General features: G+C 67.5%; 18 protein-coding genes. 16 read left to right on the top strand and 2 right to left on the bottom strand.

Translation table 11 applies throughout. The features are described from left to right. The 11 genes from LHA26_RS15790 to LHA26_RS15740 all read left to right on the top strand — a co-directional run bounded on the left by LHA26_RS15790 (nt 1) and on the right by LHA26_RS15740 (nt 8,135). Nucleotides 1-357 carry a hypothetical protein gene (locus tag LHA26_RS15790; RefSeq protein ID WP_252166528.1) on the top strand — a complete coding sequence of 119 codons (357 nt, stop codon included), beginning with the start codon at nt 1-3 and terminating at the stop codon, nt 355-357. Next, on the top strand, nt 354-905 hold the full coding sequence (locus tag LHA26_RS15785; protein WP_252166527.1) for a glycoside hydrolase family 108 protein: 552 nt from the start codon (nt 354-356) through the stop codon (nt 903-905). The genes LHA26_RS15790 and LHA26_RS15785 overlap by 4 nt, the downstream gene beginning before the upstream one ends. Beyond that, entirely contained in the window at nt 902-1,405 is a 504-nt protein-coding gene (locus LHA26_RS15780) for a hypothetical protein (protein ID WP_252166526.1), read from the top strand. Before LHA26_RS15785 ends, LHA26_RS15780 begins: the two co-directional genes overlap by 4 nt. Before the next feature lie 31 nt (nt 1,406-1,436). Beyond that, on the top strand, nt 1,437-1,646 hold the full coding sequence (locus LHA26_RS15775; protein ID WP_252166525.1) for a hypothetical protein: 210 nt from the start codon (nt 1,437-1,439) through the stop codon (nt 1,644-1,646). Next, the gene (locus tag LHA26_RS15770; RefSeq protein WP_252166524.1) at nt 1,643-2,149 is read left to right on the top strand and encodes a phage tail protein; all 507 of its coding nucleotides are present in this window, start codon (nt 1,643-1,645) and stop codon (nt 2,147-2,149) included. Before LHA26_RS15775 ends, LHA26_RS15770 begins: the two co-directional genes overlap by 4 nt. Beyond that, entirely contained in the window at nt 2,146-2,808 is a 663-nt protein-coding gene (locus LHA26_RS15765) for a phage virion morphogenesis protein (RefSeq protein WP_252166523.1), read from the top strand. Before LHA26_RS15770 ends, LHA26_RS15765 begins: the two co-directional genes overlap by 4 nt. A gap of 883 nt (nt 2,809-3,691) precedes the next feature. After that, a complete protein-coding gene (locus LHA26_RS15760; RefSeq protein WP_252166522.1) occupies nt 3,692-4,591 on the top strand; it encodes a baseplate assembly protein in 900 nt (299 codons plus the stop codon). Continuing rightward, on the top strand, nt 4,588-5,139 hold the full coding sequence (locus LHA26_RS15755; protein WP_252166521.1) for a phage tail protein I: 552 nt from the start codon (nt 4,588-4,590) through the stop codon (nt 5,137-5,139). Before LHA26_RS15760 ends, LHA26_RS15755 begins: the two co-directional genes overlap by 4 nt. A gap of 9 nt (nt 5,140-5,148) precedes the next feature. Continuing rightward, entirely contained in the window at nt 5,149-7,035 is a 1,887-nt protein-coding gene (locus LHA26_RS15750; protein ID WP_252166520.1) for a gp53-like domain-containing protein, read from the top strand. 9 nt (nt 7,036-7,044) lie between these two features. Further along, nucleotides 7,045-7,263, top strand: coding sequence for a hypothetical protein (locus tag LHA26_RS15745; RefSeq protein ID WP_252166519.1), 219 nt, complete (start codon nt 7,045-7,047; stop codon nt 7,261-7,263). A 47-nt stretch (nt 7,264-7,310) separates the two neighbouring features. Next, nucleotides 7,311-8,135 carry a DNA adenine methylase gene (locus LHA26_RS15740; protein WP_252166518.1) on the top strand — a complete coding sequence of 275 codons (825 nt, stop codon included), beginning with the start codon at nt 7,311-7,313 and terminating at the stop codon, nt 8,133-8,135. 194 nt (nt 8,136-8,329) lie between these two features. Here LHA26_RS15740 and LHA26_RS15735 read toward each other — a convergent pair whose 3' ends face one another. Then, the gene (locus LHA26_RS15735) at nt 8,330-10,096 is read right to left on the bottom strand and encodes a UvrD-helicase domain-containing protein (protein WP_252166517.1); all 1,767 of its coding nucleotides are present in this window, start codon (nt 10,094-10,096) and stop codon (nt 8,330-8,332) included. Next, nucleotides 10,090-11,868, bottom strand: a complete 1,779-nt coding sequence (locus tag LHA26_RS15730; protein WP_252166516.1) for an ATP-dependent nuclease — start codon at nt 11,866-11,868, stop codon at nt 10,090-10,092. Before LHA26_RS15730 ends, LHA26_RS15735 begins: the two co-directional genes overlap by 7 nt. A gap of 450 nt (nt 11,869-12,318) precedes the next feature. Here LHA26_RS15730 and LHA26_RS15725 point away from each other — a divergent pair, with 450 nt between their 5' ends. The 5 genes from LHA26_RS15725 (at nt 12,319) to LHA26_RS15705 (ending at nt 15,904) form a co-directional block, all read left to right on the top strand. Beyond that, nucleotides 12,319-12,732, top strand: a complete 414-nt coding sequence (locus LHA26_RS15725; protein WP_252166515.1) for a hypothetical protein — start codon at nt 12,319-12,321, stop codon at nt 12,730-12,732. Nucleotides 12,733-12,746: 14 nt separating this feature from the next. Beyond that, a complete protein-coding gene (locus tag LHA26_RS15720) occupies nt 12,747-13,406 on the top strand; it encodes a hypothetical protein (protein ID WP_252166514.1) in 660 nt (219 codons plus the stop codon). A 22-nt stretch (nt 13,407-13,428) separates the two neighbouring features. Next, nucleotides 13,429-15,312, top strand: coding sequence for a hypothetical protein (locus LHA26_RS15715; protein ID WP_252166513.1), 1,884 nt, complete (start codon nt 13,429-13,431; stop codon nt 15,310-15,312). Between the two features lie 72 nt (nt 15,313-15,384). Continuing rightward, the gene (locus tag LHA26_RS15710; protein WP_252166512.1) at nt 15,385-15,648 is read left to right on the top strand and encodes a BrnT family toxin; all 264 of its coding nucleotides are present in this window, start codon (nt 15,385-15,387) and stop codon (nt 15,646-15,648) included. Then, a complete protein-coding gene (locus tag LHA26_RS15705; RefSeq protein WP_252166511.1) occupies nt 15,638-15,904 on the top strand; it encodes a BrnA antitoxin family protein in 267 nt (88 codons plus the stop codon). Before LHA26_RS15710 ends, LHA26_RS15705 begins: the two co-directional genes overlap by 11 nt. Nucleotides 15,905-16,124 lie beyond the last annotated feature (220 nt).

The raw sequence follows: 16,124 nt of genomic DNA, 5'->3' as shown, positions 1-16,124 counted from the left end.
ATGGACAAGCTCCTCCACGACACGCTCGAAGGGCTGCGATCGCTCGCCAGCGCGCTGCTGCCGGCGGCGATCGGCGCCGCCGTGGCCCAGGCCTGGGAGACGGGCCTCACCTGGAGCCAGCGCCTGGTGCAATGGGGCGTCGGCATTTCGGTCTCCTATTATGTAACGCTCGGCGCGCGCGCCTGGCTCAGGCTCGATCCCTTCATGTGCCAGGCGGTCAGCTTCATCCTCGCCATGGTCGCCTTCCGCGCCACGCCGCGCTTTCTCGAGAATCTCGCGCGGCTGCTGAGCGACGCGCCCGCCACGATCCTCGGCCGGCTCGGCATCGGCCCCAAGGGCGGTGGAGGCGCGGCGTGACAATCGACCAGCGGATCGACGCCGTGATCGCGCGCGAGGGCGGCTATGCGGACCGGCCGAGCGACCGGGGCGGGCCGACGCGCTACGGCATCACCCAGGCGGTCGCGCGCGCGCATGGCTATGCGGGCGCCATGGCGGCGCTGCCGCGCGCCACCGCCGCCGCGATCTACCGCGCCGATTATTGGACCGCGCCGCGCTTCGATCTGGTCGCCCAGCGCTCGGCCGCGATCGCCGGCGAGCTGTTCGACACGGGCGTCAATTGCGGCGTCGCCACCGCCGTGATCCTGCTGCAGCGCGCGCTCAACGCCTTTCAGGGCGCGGCGCTGAAGCGCGACGGGCGCATCCTGGCCGGCGGCGCGACGCTCGCCACGCTCGACGCCTATCTCGCCGCCCGCGCGCGGCAGGGCGGCGAGGCGGTGCTGGTCGCGCTGCTGAACGCGCTCCAGGGCGAGCGCTATGTGCGCCTGGTCGAGGCCGACGCCACCCAGCGCGCCTTCGTCTTCGGCTGGATCCGCAACCGCGTGATGGACAGGAGCCCTTCCGCATGATCGCCTTCCCCCTCGGCGCCTGGAGCGCCGCGCGCGCGCTGTTCGGCGCGCATCGCAGCTATCTGACGCTGCTCCTCGTCGCGGTCGCCGCCGCCGGCCTCTATGCCTGGGGCGCGGTCGCGCGGCGGGAGCGCGACCAGCTCGCCGCCTGGGCGGATCGCGTCTGCGCGAGCGCCGGCGAGGGCTTCGCCGCCGCCAAGGACACGGAAGGCAAGGCGCATCCGCGCGGCCAGCTGTGCGCCGCGCAGGTGGCGCGGCTCGCCCGCTACCAGCGCGACGTCACCGCCGAGAGCGCGCGCGTCTACGCGGCCGAGCTGGCGCGCCGCGACGCGCAAACAAGATCCGACACCCAGGCCGCGCGCGCGGCGACCGCCGCCGCGACGCGCGCGGCCCAAGCCATGGAGACGGCCAATGCGAAGGTGGGCGATGACGACCGCGTGGACGGCGGCTGGTTTCGCGCTCTCAACGCTGTCGGCGGGCTGCGCGCACCCGGCCGCTGAGCCCGCGCCGCCGCCGCCGGTGGCGATCGCGGTGCGGAACACGCCGCCGGCGGAGCTGCTGCGCTGCCCCGAGCCGCCGCCGGGCTTTCCGGAGGATGAAGCCGCGACCGTGCCGGCGCCGGTGCGCGCCGCCGCGATCGGCCTGGCGACCGCCTATGCCGCCATCGCCGCCCAGCTCGGCCGGCTGATCGACTGGACCGCGCCGGGCGCGTGCGCGGCGCCGGCGCGCGCGACGCCGTGAAGAAGCCCGAGAGCCTGCGGCGCCTGCTCGCCGCGGCGGTGCCCTATCTGACCGCCAACCCCGATCGGCTCGCCGTCTTCGTCGATGGCGGGCAGATCGCGGGCGGCGGCGGCGCCGATCTGACCTTCGAATATCGCTACACGCTGACCGCCGTGATCGAGGAGTATGACGGGGATCCCGACCTCCTGATGGTGCCGGTGCTGGCCTGGCTCGCCGAGCAACAGCCCGAGCTGCTCGAAAAGGCCGAGGCCAGGCCCTTCCGCTTCACCATGGAGCTGCTCGACGGCGAGGCCTCGGACATCGAGATCAAGATCGAGGGCATGGCCGAAGGCGTGATCGTCACCCCGCGCGCGGGCGGCGGCTATGGCGTCGCGGCCGTGCCCGAGCGGCCGGGACACGGCTTCGACCGCTTCCCGGACGTGCCGTGCGGCGCCAGGCTCTGGCAGCTGCTAATGGGCGCCGATATGGTCGCGCGGACCAGCGATCCCGCCTTCCGGCCATGAGCGCGGATCTGGCCGAGCTGGAGCGGCACGCCGGCGCGATCCTCGGCCGCCTCGGCCCGGCCGAGCGCCGCCAGCTGCTCCGCCGCGTCGCCCGCGATCTGAAGGGCTCCCAGGCCGCCCGGATTGCCGCGCAGCGGAACGCCGACGGTTCGCCCTATGCACCGCGCAAATCGAAGCCGGCGCCGAAGAAGGGCGGCTATCCGATCAAGTTCCTCTATCCGAAAGGCGCCGCGCGCCCGCGCCTGGTGCTGATGCGCGACTGGATCCGCCAGGGTGATCACTTCACCGGCTTCGACATCGAGTCGGGCGCCGAGCGGACCTATGCGTGGGACAAGGTGGCGCGCTGGCTGCCGGTGGAGCCGGCCGACCGCGCCAGGCCCGGCGGCACGCTCCGCCGGCGCGGCGGCATCCGGCGCCAGGCCATGTTCCGCAAGCTCCGCCAGGCCCGCTACCTCAAGAGCGGTGCCACCGACGCGGAGCTGTGGGTGGGGTTCTCCGGCCGGGCGGCGGCGATCGCGCGCGTGCATCAGGAGGGTGGGGAGGATCGGCCGGCGCCGAAGGCGAAGCCGGTGCGCTATCCGCGGCGGCAGCTGCTGGGGCTCACTGAAGCTGATCGCGACACGATGATAAACACGATGTTGAGCCACCTGGTTGGCTAATCAGGAAGCTAGATCACACAAGAGACTTCGTGTCAGCTTCTCCTGGCGTAAAACCAGCGTCTCTCTCAGATTTCATCAACGTGCGAACATAATCTGTGTGCACGTTTGAAGTTAGCAATGCTCTATGAACACCAGGCCAAAGATCTTCATCTGGATTTATCGTCGCTACGCTGTTCCGAGCATAACCAAAGAGAGACTCCGCTCTCGCATATACGGCAGCCGCCTGAAGAATATATGTTGCCAAAGCATGGAGGGATATGCTCTCTCCCGATCGTAAAGGCGCAGTTCGCACTGTGAGAACCTGGACTTCTCGCAGCAGGCTCTCGATCCGCGTGCAAACGCCCTCATCATCTGCAAGCTCAAGTATTCGCTCCAGAACAGCTGCGGCATGGGAGGGAAAGTGCGGCATATCTGAAAAAATGATATCGTGCGTTTCCGCAGTCTCATTCGCTCCGTAAAGCGATGCTGCTGTCGGCCAACGACGATTAAGGCCAGAAGCGTAGCTACTTGCGTACCAACATATATCGCTTAAGCTGTTTGGCAGAGAGGCCCTTGCAGCCCTTAGCCTGCCCGAGCGATCGCGTTGCCTCTGTTGCCGATCCTCGGTCATTTGCGCTCTGGCGACCGACACTTGTTCTCGCGATATGCTTAAAGCCAGCCTTGCGGCCACGAGAGCCAAGATGCCGCTGATCAACGTCTGCCACTGATCTGCCGTATCGATCGCGCACGTCCATGTCAGACATACGTGCCATACAGACTGGCCGCCCACGATCACGCTCCCTCGGTTTGTTTCGAACGCATCTTTACCGCAGCTTGTAGAGAACGTCTCCACAAGCGAGCGCCCTAGCGCGCCCCCAGCGCCCGGCCCGACAAGGGCGCGGCCATGGTCGATACCGCCACCTTCACCGCCGTCGATCTCTCGCGCCTGCCCGCGCCGGCGATCGTCGAGCCGCTCGATTTCGAAACCATCCTCGCGCAGCTGCGCGCGCGCCTGGTCGAGCTGGTGCCGGACTTCGACGCGACGGTGGAGAGCGATCCCGCCGTCAAGCTGCTCGAGCTGTGCGCCTATCGCGAGCTGCTCATCCGCGCCCGCGTCAACGACGCCGCGCGCGCCTGCATGCCGGCCTATGCCGCCGGCGCCGATCTCGACAATCTGGCGGCGCTGCTCGGCGTCGCGCGGCTGGTCCTCGCGCCGGCGGATCCGGCGCGCGGCCGGCCGGCGGTGCTGGAGAGCGACGACGCGTTGCGGCGACGGATGATCCTGGCGCCCGAAAGCTTCTCGGTGGCGGGGCCGAGCGGGGCCTATATCTACCACGCGCTCACCGCCGCGCCCGAGGTGCTGGACGCCAGCGCCACCAGCCCGGCGCCGGGCGAGGTGCTCGTCACCATCCTGGCGCGCGGCGGCGACGGCGCCGCCGCGCCCGCGCTGGTGGCGCGCGTGGCGGACTATCTCACCGCCGAGACGCGCCGCCCGCTGACCGATCATGTCACGGTGCGGAGCGCCACCATCATCCCCTTCGCCATCACCGCCAGCCTCGTCACCTATGTCGGGCCGGACAGCCAGATCGTGCTCGCCGCCGCGCGCGCGCGGCTCGACGCGCTGCTCGCCGAGGGCCAGCGGCTCGGCCGCGATCTCACGCGCTCGGCGCTATTCGCGGCGCTGCATGGCCCGGGCGTGCAGAATGTGCGGCTCGACGCGCCGGCCGCCGATCTGGCGCTGGATGCCACCCAGGCGGGCTTCTGCACCGGCGTGACGCTGAGCCATGGCGGGATCGCGGCATGATCTCGCTGCTGCCGCGCAACGCCACGCCGCTGGAGCGCGCGCTGGAGGCGGCGATGGCGCGGCTTTCGGACGTGCCGACGCCGATCGAGCCGCTCTGGAACGCGGACGGCTGCCCGGCCGCGCTGCTGCCCTATCTCGCCTATGCGCTCTCGATCGACGCCTGGTCGCCCGATTGGCCCGAGGCGGTGAAGCGCGCGCGCATCCGCCGCGCCATTCCCATCCAGCGCCGCAAGGGTACGATCCAGGCGATCCGCGATCTGGTGGCGAGCTATGGCGGCGCGGTGGCGCTGCGCGAATGGTGGCAGCAGACGCCGCCGGGCGCGCCGCACACCTTCGCGCTGGTGCTGAGCCTGGCCGGGCTGGGGGCGGCGCCGAGCGCCGGCGAGCTGGACCAGGTGATCGACGATATCGCCCGCGCCAAGCCGCTGCGCGCGCATTTCACCTTCACCCTGTCCGCCGCCGCGACCGGCGCGCTCGGCCTGATCGGCGTCGCCCGGCCCGTCATCCACGCGCGGTTGGCGCTCGCCGCCGCGCCCGCCCCGGCCTGAGAGGATTGAATGGCCTTCCCCCTCATCGTCACGGAGAAGGGCCGCGCGGCGCTGGTCGACGCGCGCCGGGGCGGCACCGCCGCCGTCCAGATCGCGCAGATCGGCTATTCCGCCGCCGCGATCAGCCCCAAGCCGAGCGACACCGCGCTCGCCGGCGAGTTCAAGCGCAGCGCCGCGCTGGCGGGCGAGGCGGTGGCGGCGGACACGATCCACATCATCGCGCGCGACGAGAGCGCGGACGCCTATACGCTGCGCGCCATCGCCCTGTATCTCGACGATGGCACGCTGTTCGCCCTGTATGGCCAGGCCGAGCCGATCCTGGCGAAGACGGCCGCCACGATGGGGCTGATCGCGATCGACCTGCGCTTCGCCGATATCGACGCGCGCGCGCTGCGCTTCGGCGACACCAATTTCCTCGATCCGCCCGCCACCACCGAGCGCGCCGGGGTGGTGGCGCTGGCGACCGACGCCGAGGCCGAGGCGCGCGCGCTCGCCACCCGCGCCGTCACCCCCGCCAATCTGCGCCGCTTCGTCCGCCGCGCGGGCGACAGCCTCGCCGGCTCGCTGCGCTTCGAGCGCGTCGATCTCGACGAGAAGCGCCTCGAGTTCGAGGGCGCGGGCGGGCGGGTGAGCTATGTCTACGGCAATGGCCGCGCGATCGGCGCCTATGATTCGCTGACGGGCGGGCTCTGGGCCTATGATCTCGCCGGCAACCGCTTCACCATCCGCGACGCGCTCGCCTGGCATTCGGGCAATGACGGCGCGGGCTCGGGGCTCGACGCCGATCTGCTCGACGGGATCGACAGCGCGGCCTTCGCGCGCCGCGACCAGGCCAACAGCTTCGCCGGCGCGATCCGGCGCGATCCCAATTTCTACCTGGACATGGGCGGCCCCAATCCGCAGATCTTCTTCGATCTCGGCGACGCGCTCGTCTATAATCGCGCGGCCGACAGCTTCAATTTCGTGGGCGGCGGGACCACCAAGCTCGCGATCGCCGCGAGCCTCACCTCGGTCGCGACCGATCTCGCCGTCTCCGGCCAGATGATGCGCGCGGGCTTGCGCGTCTGGGATGCCGGCAATGACGGCGCGGGCTCGGGGCTCGACGCCGATCTGCTCGATGGCTTCCAGTCCCGCGATTTCCTGCGCGCCGCCACCGGTGACTGGGTGCGATCCGACGACGGCGTCGAGCGCTTCTATTTCGCCCGCGGCGGCGCCACCTATGCGCGGATCACGGGCACGGTGCGGTTCCAGAACCGGGCCTCCGCCGATGTCGTGTCGATCGACGAGGAAGGCGAGGTCTCCGCCACCCGGCTGCGCGTCCGCGCCAATGGCGATGGCCGGGGCATCGCCGTGGGCGACGACGCCTGGATCGGCGACGTCAACATGGCGGGGACGGTGGGCATCCGCGCGCAGGGCGATCCGCGCGCGGGCTATGTCGCCTTCGGCACCGCGCCGCACGCGCTGGGCTGCGCGCCGGACGATCACACGCTCCGCTATGCCGGCCAGCCCCTCTGGCATGCCGGCAATGACGGCGCGGGATCGGGGCTCGACGCCGATCTGCTCGATGGCCGCCAGGGCGGCGACTATGCGCTGCGCGAGACCTTCGCCGCCGGCCTGGGCCCCGACGGCTGGCAGATGCTGCCGAGCGGGCTGATCCTGCAATGGGGGAGCGCCGGGCATTCGGACGATAGCGGCGCCCGGCGGATCCGCTTCCCGCGCGCCTTTCCCAATGCCTGCTTCCAAGTCCTGGTCTCGAACGCCGCCGGCGGCCCGCCCGCCGCCTTTCACGGCGCCGGCGGGCAGACGCGCGAGGAGGTCACGATCTACTCCGCCATGTCGACCGGCCAGGCCGCGTGGCGGGGCACCGCCTTCATCTGGCTAGCGATCGGCTATTGAGGAGAGGGAATGATGAAGACCCGGATCGGCGGCTTCGATCCCGTCACCCGCAGCGTGCCCGTCACCTTCACCCAGGGCGAGATCGTGCATGTCCGCCCGGTCAATGCCTGCATGACCGAGGCCGGCGCCTATGACGCGGAGGCGACCGCGCTGCGTGTCGCCGCCGTCGCGGCCGGCGTGGCGGTGAAGATCGCGGTCGGCGCGATCGCCGCGACGCCCGCGCGCTGAGCACGGGCCCCGCCGGAGCCTCTTCGCCCCCCGTCCGGAGGCACGCCATGCCCGACACGCTGCGTCCCGTTCGTCCCGTCCGCCCGGTGGCGGGCTATATCGGCGGCAAGCGCAACCTCGCGCGCCGAATCTGCGCCATCATCGACCGGGTGCCGCACAGCTCCTATGCGGAGCCGTTCGTCGGCATGGGCGGCATCTTCTTCCGCCGCGGCCGCCGCCCGCGCGCCGAGGCGATCAACGATATCTCGGGCGATGTGGCGGGCCTGTTCCGCTGCCTGGCCGAGCATTATCCCTATTTGATCGACATGCTGCGCTTCCGCGTCGCGAGCCGGGCGGAGTTCGACCGGCTGCTCGCCCAGGCGCCCGACAGCCTGACCGATCTCCAGCGCGCGGTGCGCTTCCTCTACCTCCAGCGCTTGGCCTTCGGCGGCAAGGTCTCGGGCCGGACCTATGGCGTCGACGCCGCCGCCCCGGCGCGCTTCGATGTCAGCAAGCTCGAGCCGATGCTCGCCGATGTCCATGAGCGCCTCCAGGGCGTGACGATCGAGCGGCTGCCCTATGCCGACTTCCTCCGTCGCTACGATCGCAACGGCGCGCTCTTCTACCTCGATCCGCCCTATCATGGGTGCGAGACCGACTATGGGCCGGGCGTCTTCAGCCGCGACGACTTCGCCCAGCTCGCCGAGCAGCTGCGCGGGATCAAGGGGCGCTTCCTCCTCTCGATCAACGACAATGCCGCGGTGCGCACGACCTTCGCCGGCTTCGCGCTGCTACCGGTGGCGACCACCTACCAGGTGGGCGGCACGCCGACCAAGGCGGCCGAGCTGATCATCAGCAACCTGCCGCCCGAGCTGGTCGCCGCCTGCAGATAGATCGCCGATGCAAAGCCGGCGAGCCGATACCGACCAGAGCCGGTCGTTCGGCTCCGCTTTTAAGGACGCTCGACTATGACGGCTACCGGCACTTGGCTTGATAGAAGCAAGGGATTGGAAAGGCGTGCTGGCTTCGGATAGTCGGTGTGGAAAGGTTTATACTGGAAGCTATTGTCAGGTCACTCACTGGCCGATCATCTAAGGACGTTTAGCCCGGTGGGTCCTAGAAATGGACTAGGAGCGTTACCCCATCGGTCCCGCTCGGCGACGTACATCAGCAGTTTTTCCGCTCTTGTAATCGCGACGTAGAACTGACGCTTTTCAGCGATCACGTCATCGCTGTATTTGAATGGAAAATACCCCGTCCGCAGACCTATTACAGCGACTGCCGAGTATTCGCGCCCTTTTGCATAGTGAATGGTCGACAATCTAAGCGCTCGCGTCGGACTTGCAAACAAGCCAAGGTGCTCGATCGTGAGATTGAAGATGTCGACTTTCTGCCGGATCATGTCGGCCTTCATCTCCTGCACCGAGGCATAAAAGAGGCCGGACTGGATGCGGTCGACATACTCCGCACGTAGGAGGATATCTCCAGTGGCTTGGGACATAGCGTCCAGCCAGGCGATTGCCCCGTGCCCGAGGTTTGCTAGACGTAGCGCTTCGCGCTGGAGTCGGACCAGGACCTGACGGCCCGCGAATCCGAACAGTCCGAGCCGGGCTTGACCGGTAGCATCCTGCACGGTGTGGAACAGCGCTCGCTCGAGTTGTCGGGTCGTGTCGCCGGTCGGCTCGACAATGGCGCCGCAAAGCTGCTCGGCCAGTTGTGCGAAAAGGCGCGAGCGCTTGTATGGCCTGGCTCCCGGTCCCACGATGGGCGTGCCGAAGTCTCTGAGTTCCCTCGCTAGGGTAATTAAGGAAAACCAATCCTTGGCCAGGATCGTCGCGTCACCAAGCGCGATGTGCTGCGCTTCGAGAGCCGGCAGGAAATGTTCGGTGATCGCCTCGAATACCGTCCCTCCGCGAATTAGGATGGGGTCGACCGGGTAGTCGCGCGTCGATCCCGCCGCCGTCATGGGCGGGAGGCGCGGGAATAGCCGCTCGGCGTGGTTTACGATGCGCCTGCTGGAGCGGAAATTCAGCGAGAGGCTCAGATCGGATCGAGCTCCAATGTGGACGCCGAAGGGTGCAACGAGTTCCGGGCGGGCTCCGGTGAAGCCGTAGATCGACTGGTACAGGTCTCCCACGGCGAAAATTTTCGATCTTCGCGTGGCGTGGAGCAGCTTCAGCATTTCAACCTGAAGTTCGGTCGTGTCCTGAAACTCGTCGATAAGGAACCACGGGTGCCGCGCGCAAAGTGACAGGGCGATTCCTGGATGTTCGCGTAGGAGGAGGTAGGCACCATAGACGATGTTTCCGAAATCTATGTATCCAAGTTGAGCACACCGGGCCCAGAAATAAGGGGCGGCACGGCACACCGCGTCGTTCTTCAGCGCGACCCCAATGATCCGACCGTTGGTGTCGACGCTAAGGCTTTCGAATGCCTCGTAATCGGCTTGATTTAGCTGAAGCAAGTTCACCTGCGCGGCGGCGTACTGGCAGATTGCCTCGAAGTCTGGACTGTCCCGGGTCAGGATCCTCCTAGCGCCACCCAAGTCGGGTCGGAGCCAAGCGAACGGGCGTAGAATCGAGTGCAGGCAGAATGAGTGAATCGTTGAGACGTAGATGTAGCGTTCGTCCCCAGCTTGGAGCTGTTCGCTCGCGCGTTGCTCAATCTCCTGGACGGCAGTGTTGGTGTAGGTGATGCAGCAGATCGAACGCGGGGTCCCGCGCACGCATTCGATCTCTGCCACCAGCTTGGCAATAAGTGTGCGTGTTTTGCCGCTGCCGGGGCAAGCGGTGAGTAGCAGGCTCTCCTGCCAATCGACCGCCTCCTGCTGTTCGTCGGTAAGGAGTTTTACCATTGTCTCAGCCAATATACGGCCTGCTCAATATAGGGAGGGAGCTTTTGGGCCTTCTCGGCGTGGCGGGCTGCGGCTTGCGCAAACCGAGCTTTTCCGAAACGAACGGCGGTCCGAAGCACTTTTTCCTTCAGCTCTTCTGTCGTGCCTAAAAACTTCGCATCGTCAAGATGACTTTGTATTCTGGGTGCGCCTAGATCACCAGCGACCGCAGCCAGCATGGTCAGGTTCCCGTCCATAGTAATCTCTCGCTCGAAGGTAGTCGCGCCTACGAACGCCTTCACGAATTCTCCCTCAAGAGCGACGAGGTTCTCCGGCGGCACGACATCGTCGTCAGGATCACCGATACCGGGAACGCGATCCGCGTCGGCCACGATGGCGCAGCGCTTGGGGAGACAGTCCACGGCAAACATTCTGGCGAAGGGCCCGAAGTGCGTCCCATGTATGGCAACGACTGATATGCCCTCGCGCTCGAGATCAATGCCTAGGATCTGCTTCACCATTGGTGGGATTAGGAGCAACTCAGCCGGTCCTTCGACCAGCATGACGCGGCGGGCGAACAAGAGGTTCGACTTGGTCGCATCTAGGTATCTCTCCAGGTCCTTTCGGTCATTTGGCGTGAGGCCGGACGCTCGACTCGGAACCGCAGCCACAGAGATACCGTTCGGCTGCTGGGACATGACGGCGAAGGAGGAGAGCGACGCGCCCGCCGTTACCTGGGTGCTGTGGGTGGTGGCGATGACTTGGAAGGGGAGCTGCCGCAACGCGTCCATCAGGGTCGACTGCAGTTGCGGATGCAGATGGGCCTCTGGTTCCTCGATGAGGATGAGCTCCCCTGCAGCGTTGCCGCTAGCGGCACGCTTGCGGAACTGCTCGATCAGCATGGCTATGAAGAGAACGTTGTTTAGGCCGAGACCATTACGGCGGGGTTCGACGTTTTGCGCCAGCGCGCCTGAGAGCAGCACGATTAGATTGCGTACAATCGATTGGAAGGTGGGAGCGGAGAGGCCGAGCTTAACGTCAAGTGCGAAGGCGGGTCCGGTGATCTCCTTTAGGGCGCTATCAATATAACCTGCTAGATCGTTGATAGGTGTAGATGTCTCTATTTGAGCGTTTACGGCCTTGACCGCCTCGACGATCGCCGCCTGTTCGGCGAGGTCCATTTCGCTTGCTTCGACCAGCTTCATCAAAGGTGAACGCCGAAAATGCTGCAGATCGGCTTCGACGTCACGCAGCGCCGGAAGGAACACGACGAGGAAGGACTGCAGAATTTGAAGACCGACGGAGCAGGCGCCTATGTCACCGTTCTCGTGATCCCACTGAATGCTCGCAACGTCGATCTCTGGGTTGCCGCCACCGAACAATTCCCAGCCGAAGTCGTCAAGTGTAAGTGGCCTGTCAAGGTAACCGGAGAGTATTAGTTCACGCACGAGACGCTTCGGGCGAAACCGATAGAAGAGCCTCGCTCTATCCGTACCAATTTGCGTGCCGTGTAGCAGTGCCTCTTCGTTTTCATTGCCGGCAAATCCTGTGAACTCGACAGCAACGAGTACTTGGAATGGCGCGCTCTGGTCTACGGCGCAGTGTACATCCTCCTTGCTCAAGGAACGGAAGGCGGAGGACAGGGTAACGTCGAGACAGAGGCGGATGCCGTGTAGGAGTGTGGACTTGCCCGCATTGTTTTCGCCGATAACGACGGTCGCCGCATCGGTGATCGGGATATCGAGCGCTTGGATTGCTCTTAAGTTCTTTATGACAATCCTACTCAGTCTCACGATTTTGCTCTCTTTCTCAACCGTTTGGAAGATAGAAGCCCATCTGCGTCGGTGCGTCAACGCTGCATGTCTGTTTTGGAAATTAAGACTTTCACTTAGCCTATCGCTCACCGACAGACGACGTATCGGACTGAACGCTGAAGGAGTCCCGCTTAGGCAGGCACGTCACCGGACCGCTAATGTCCCAGTCATTCTCATTCTGTGTCGCGCAGCTAGTGAACGCCCGGAGGGCCGCTACCGCCGTAAGCTGCCATTCACCGCTGTCGTAAGAACCAACGGATATGTCCCAATTTGCAACAAGCGTGCATCTACCAAGCACCTGACCTAAGCCGCCCACCTGAACCCAAGCGCGCTTGCTTGTGGAGAACGTCTCTACAAGCCAACGCCCGCGCGCACCGCGCACCCTTTCCCCATGGTCGCAGGCCTCTGCGCTCTGGCGAAAGGAACGATATGGCCGGCTTCGTCCACGGCATCCGCATCGTCGAAGCGGGCGTCACGACACTGGGCGCGTGGCCCGCGCAGGGCGCCGACTTCTCCGATCCCGTCATCACCACGCCGGCGATCGCCCATGTCGATCTCCACAAGCCCTACAAAGTGACGCTCGCCGCCGATCGCGCCGTCACCTTCGAGATGCGCTCCGGCGCCGACACCGATGATTTCACGCTCGCCGGCGCCGAGCTGACGCTCCCGGCCCAAGCCGAGCTGCCGCCGGCCGGCAGGCTCGTCTGCCGGCTCCGCGCCGTCGACCCGGTCGGCAACTACACCGACTTCGAGCACCAGCTGCTGATCGCGCCCTCGGACGAGACGCCGTCCGCCGCCGGCATCCTCGACTTCTCAGACCCCACCAACTCCGCCCTGCAATGAGGAAAGGCTCCGTGATGCGCCGTCTGATCTTCCGTGCCGCCCCGCTCGCGGCGCTCCTCTTCCCGCTGGCCGCCGCCGGCGCCGCGCCCAATTTCGTCGTGAAGGACGGCAACGCCGCGCTCATCACCAAATGCTCGGTGCCGCAGGCGGACGGCGCCCAGGCCGATTGCAACGTGCTGGTGGACACCGCCGGCGCCAAGATCGACCCCGCGACCAAGGCGCTCCAGCAGCAGCAGCTTGCCACGCTCGGCGCGCCCAGCGACGCCAAGTCGATCGCGACCGATACCACGGCGGCGAGCCACACCGCGCTCCTCAAGGGCATCATCGATCGCCTGTCGGCGCTGATCGCCGCCTCGGCCGCGTCGCCCCAGGCGGGCGCCAAGGTCGACACCGTCGTCGCCGGCGCGGCGGCCGATCGGGGCCTGGTCGTCGCCACCGCCGGCGCGGCGACGCCGCTCATGGCCGCCGATCCCGCGCGGCGCGGCTTCGCCATCCAGAACCAGTCGAGCGGCGCCTGCTACCTCAACGCCGCCGGGCCGGCGACCCAGGATCAGCACAGCCTGCTGATCGCGGGCGGCAGCTATTTCGAGAGCAAGGACAGCCATGTCGCCACCGGCGCGCTGTCGATCCTCTGCGCCGTCGCCAACGCGCCCGTCTATGCGCGCAGCTGGTAGGCCAGGGCGGGAGGAGGAAAGCATGCGACGCCTCTTTCGCGCGCTGGGCGTGGCGCTCGCCGCGCTGGCGCTGGCCGCGCTGGCGCTGGCCGCGGCCGCCGCGCACGCGGGCATGACGCCCGACGGCATGAACCGCGCCGATCGCGCGCTCCACTATCCGCTCGCCTGGCGCGGCAACGCCCAGGGGCTGCGCGTGGCCGCGCAGGGCTTCAATCCGGGCCGCTACCGCGCGCTCACCTGGCGGCTGCGCCAATATAGCCACACGCCCTTCCGCCGCGTGCGGCTCGTCATCCCGCTCACCAGCCCCAGCGAGACCAGCGGCACCGGCTCGATCAGCGGCACCACGCTCACCATCACCGACTGGACCAGCGGCGCCTTCAACCCCGGCGCCATCCTCGCGGGGGCGGCGGGATCGGCGCTGGCGCCGGGCACGCAGATCCTCGCCCAGCTCACCAACGCCAATCCCCAGGGCATCGCCGGCCGCGAGGGCAGCTATCAGGTGAGCATCGCGCAGACGCTCGCCAGCGGCCCGATCAACGGCCCGATCGCGGACAGCTTCTATCCCTATCCGCTGCGGTTCCAGGCCGCGCTCGAGCCGGTCTACGCGCGCGCGGTGACGGGCCTGGAGGGGCGGCGGCCGCTCTTCACCTTCAACGGCGCCAGCTCGGTCAGCTATGATCCCGCCAGCTGGGACCGGTCGCGCGGCTATATCCTGTCCGACGTGCTGGATATCGGCGCGATCCTGCCCGCGCGCGCGGCTTATGGCCTGTGGTTCACCACCGAACTCGCCGCGCCGGCGGCGGGACAGATCCCCTACACCAAGCTCGCCAGCAGCTTCCTCAACCGCCACGAGGGCCAGATCGCCAGCGCGACCGACAGCCAGATCGACGCCGCCACCGCCGCCACCGCCACGTCGGTGGCGCCCTGGACGACGGCGCAGACCGGCCAGGCCGGCCCCTTCACCCCGGCCATGCTGCTGATCGAGGGGCCGGCCTTCGCCCGGTCCGTCGCCACGGTCGGCGACAGCATCGCCTATATGGTGGGGGAGGGCGTGGCGGGCTCGGGCGATCTGGGCGATGTCCAGGGCTCGGCGCTGGGCAATGCCGGCTATATCGAGCGCGGCCTGTACGAGGTGGCGGGCGTCAACCAGGCGATCAACGTCGCGCGCGGCTCCGACAAGGCCAATTACAGCGCCGCCGCGCCCGAGGGGATACGCTATCGGCTGCAACTGCTCGCGCTCGCCAATCCCACCGGCGTGATCAACGAATATGGCCATAATGATCTGGCCGGCGGCACGCCCTATCTCAGCCGCGCCAACGCCAGCCCCTATCTGGCGGGCACGGTGCTTCTCTATGGCGGCACCCTCTATGTCGTGACGACGGGCGGCGTCTCGGGCGCGAGCCCGCCCAGCGTCACCACGCCCGGCGTCGACATAACCGACGGCACGCTCACCCTCCGCGTTGCCGGCACCGGAGCCGCCACCGCCCAGGCGCGGATCGGCCTCGCCGCGCTCGCCGCCAACATGGTGCTCAACCAGCGGATCCAGGCGGCGGTGGGGCCGGTGCCGATCGCCCAGGCGCTGGTCACGCCCGACGCCGCCTCCACCGACAAATGGGCCACCACCGTCAACCAGAGCCCCAGCCGCAACTGGAGCGACGCCGGCGGCGCGCGCGCGACGCTCAACGCCGCGATCCGCGCGCTGCCGGCGGATCTGCGCGCCAGCCAGTGGATCGATCCCAACGCCTATGTCGAGGGCGACGCCAGCGCGCTCGGCAAGGCCGGCGTCGAGACCGGCAAATGGATCGCGGACGGCAGCAGCTCGGGCTTCACCAATGACGGCATCCACCCCAACAGCCACGGCCATGCCGAGGCCGCCCGCGTGCTGACGCCGGACCGCGTGCCGTGAGCGGTCCCAGTGTCTTTACGTAGGTACAAAAACTAGCTCGCCCGCGCCTCTTTCTGTAGTTACAAGAAAGCCATGGACATCGTCTTCGATCCGGCCAAGGATGCCATCAACCAAGCCAAGCATGGCCTGTCGCTGGCCGAGGCGGAGGAGCTGGATCTGCGCGGGGCGGCCCTTCTGGTCGACGATCGCGCGGACTATGGCGAAGTCCGCTTCCGCGCCTTCGGGCGCATCGATGGCGAAGGCCGGTGCCTCGTCTTCACCCTGCGCGCCGGGGTGATCCGGGCGATCAGCTTTCGGCGCGCGCATGAGAAGGAGTTGCGTCGTCATGGGGTCTGAGAAGCCGCCCATTGTGTTCGATGAGGAAAATCCGGAGTGGACCGAGGAGGATTTCGCGCGTGCCCGACCGGGGAGCGAGGTGCTGCCCGAAGCCGTGCTCGCGGCCTTCGGCAAGCCGCGCGGGCGGCCCAGGGGCACGGCCAAACAGTCGGTGACGCTGCGCGTCGACCAAGACGTGCTCGAGCGCTTTCGCGCGGAGGGCCCAGGCTGGCAGACGCGCATCAACGCCGCGCTGCGCAAGGCCGTGGGGCTTTAGATTGAATCGACCCGGCGACATCTCGCCGGCCGGGTCCGCTGACAAGGTCGCTCGCTCGTGGTGCGCCCCACACCAAGCGAGAGATCTCGGAAAAAGGGCGCGTGCGGCAGGATATCGCATCAAGCGCACCGCCGAAGACGCCCTGATAACCGGGATCGTCCAGGTGACCAACGCGCGAGGCGCGGCGTTCCGCGTCGCGTTCGACGGCATGGGGCCGAGC

This window comes from Sphingomonas morindae, from assembly GCF_023822065.1.
In the GTDB taxonomy this organism is placed as follows: Bacteria; Pseudomonadota; Alphaproteobacteria; order Sphingomonadales; family Sphingomonadaceae; genus Solisphingomonas; species Solisphingomonas morindae.
The sequence above is the reverse complement of the archived record's forward strand: the minus strand, read 5'-3'. Positions and strand labels throughout refer to the sequence as shown.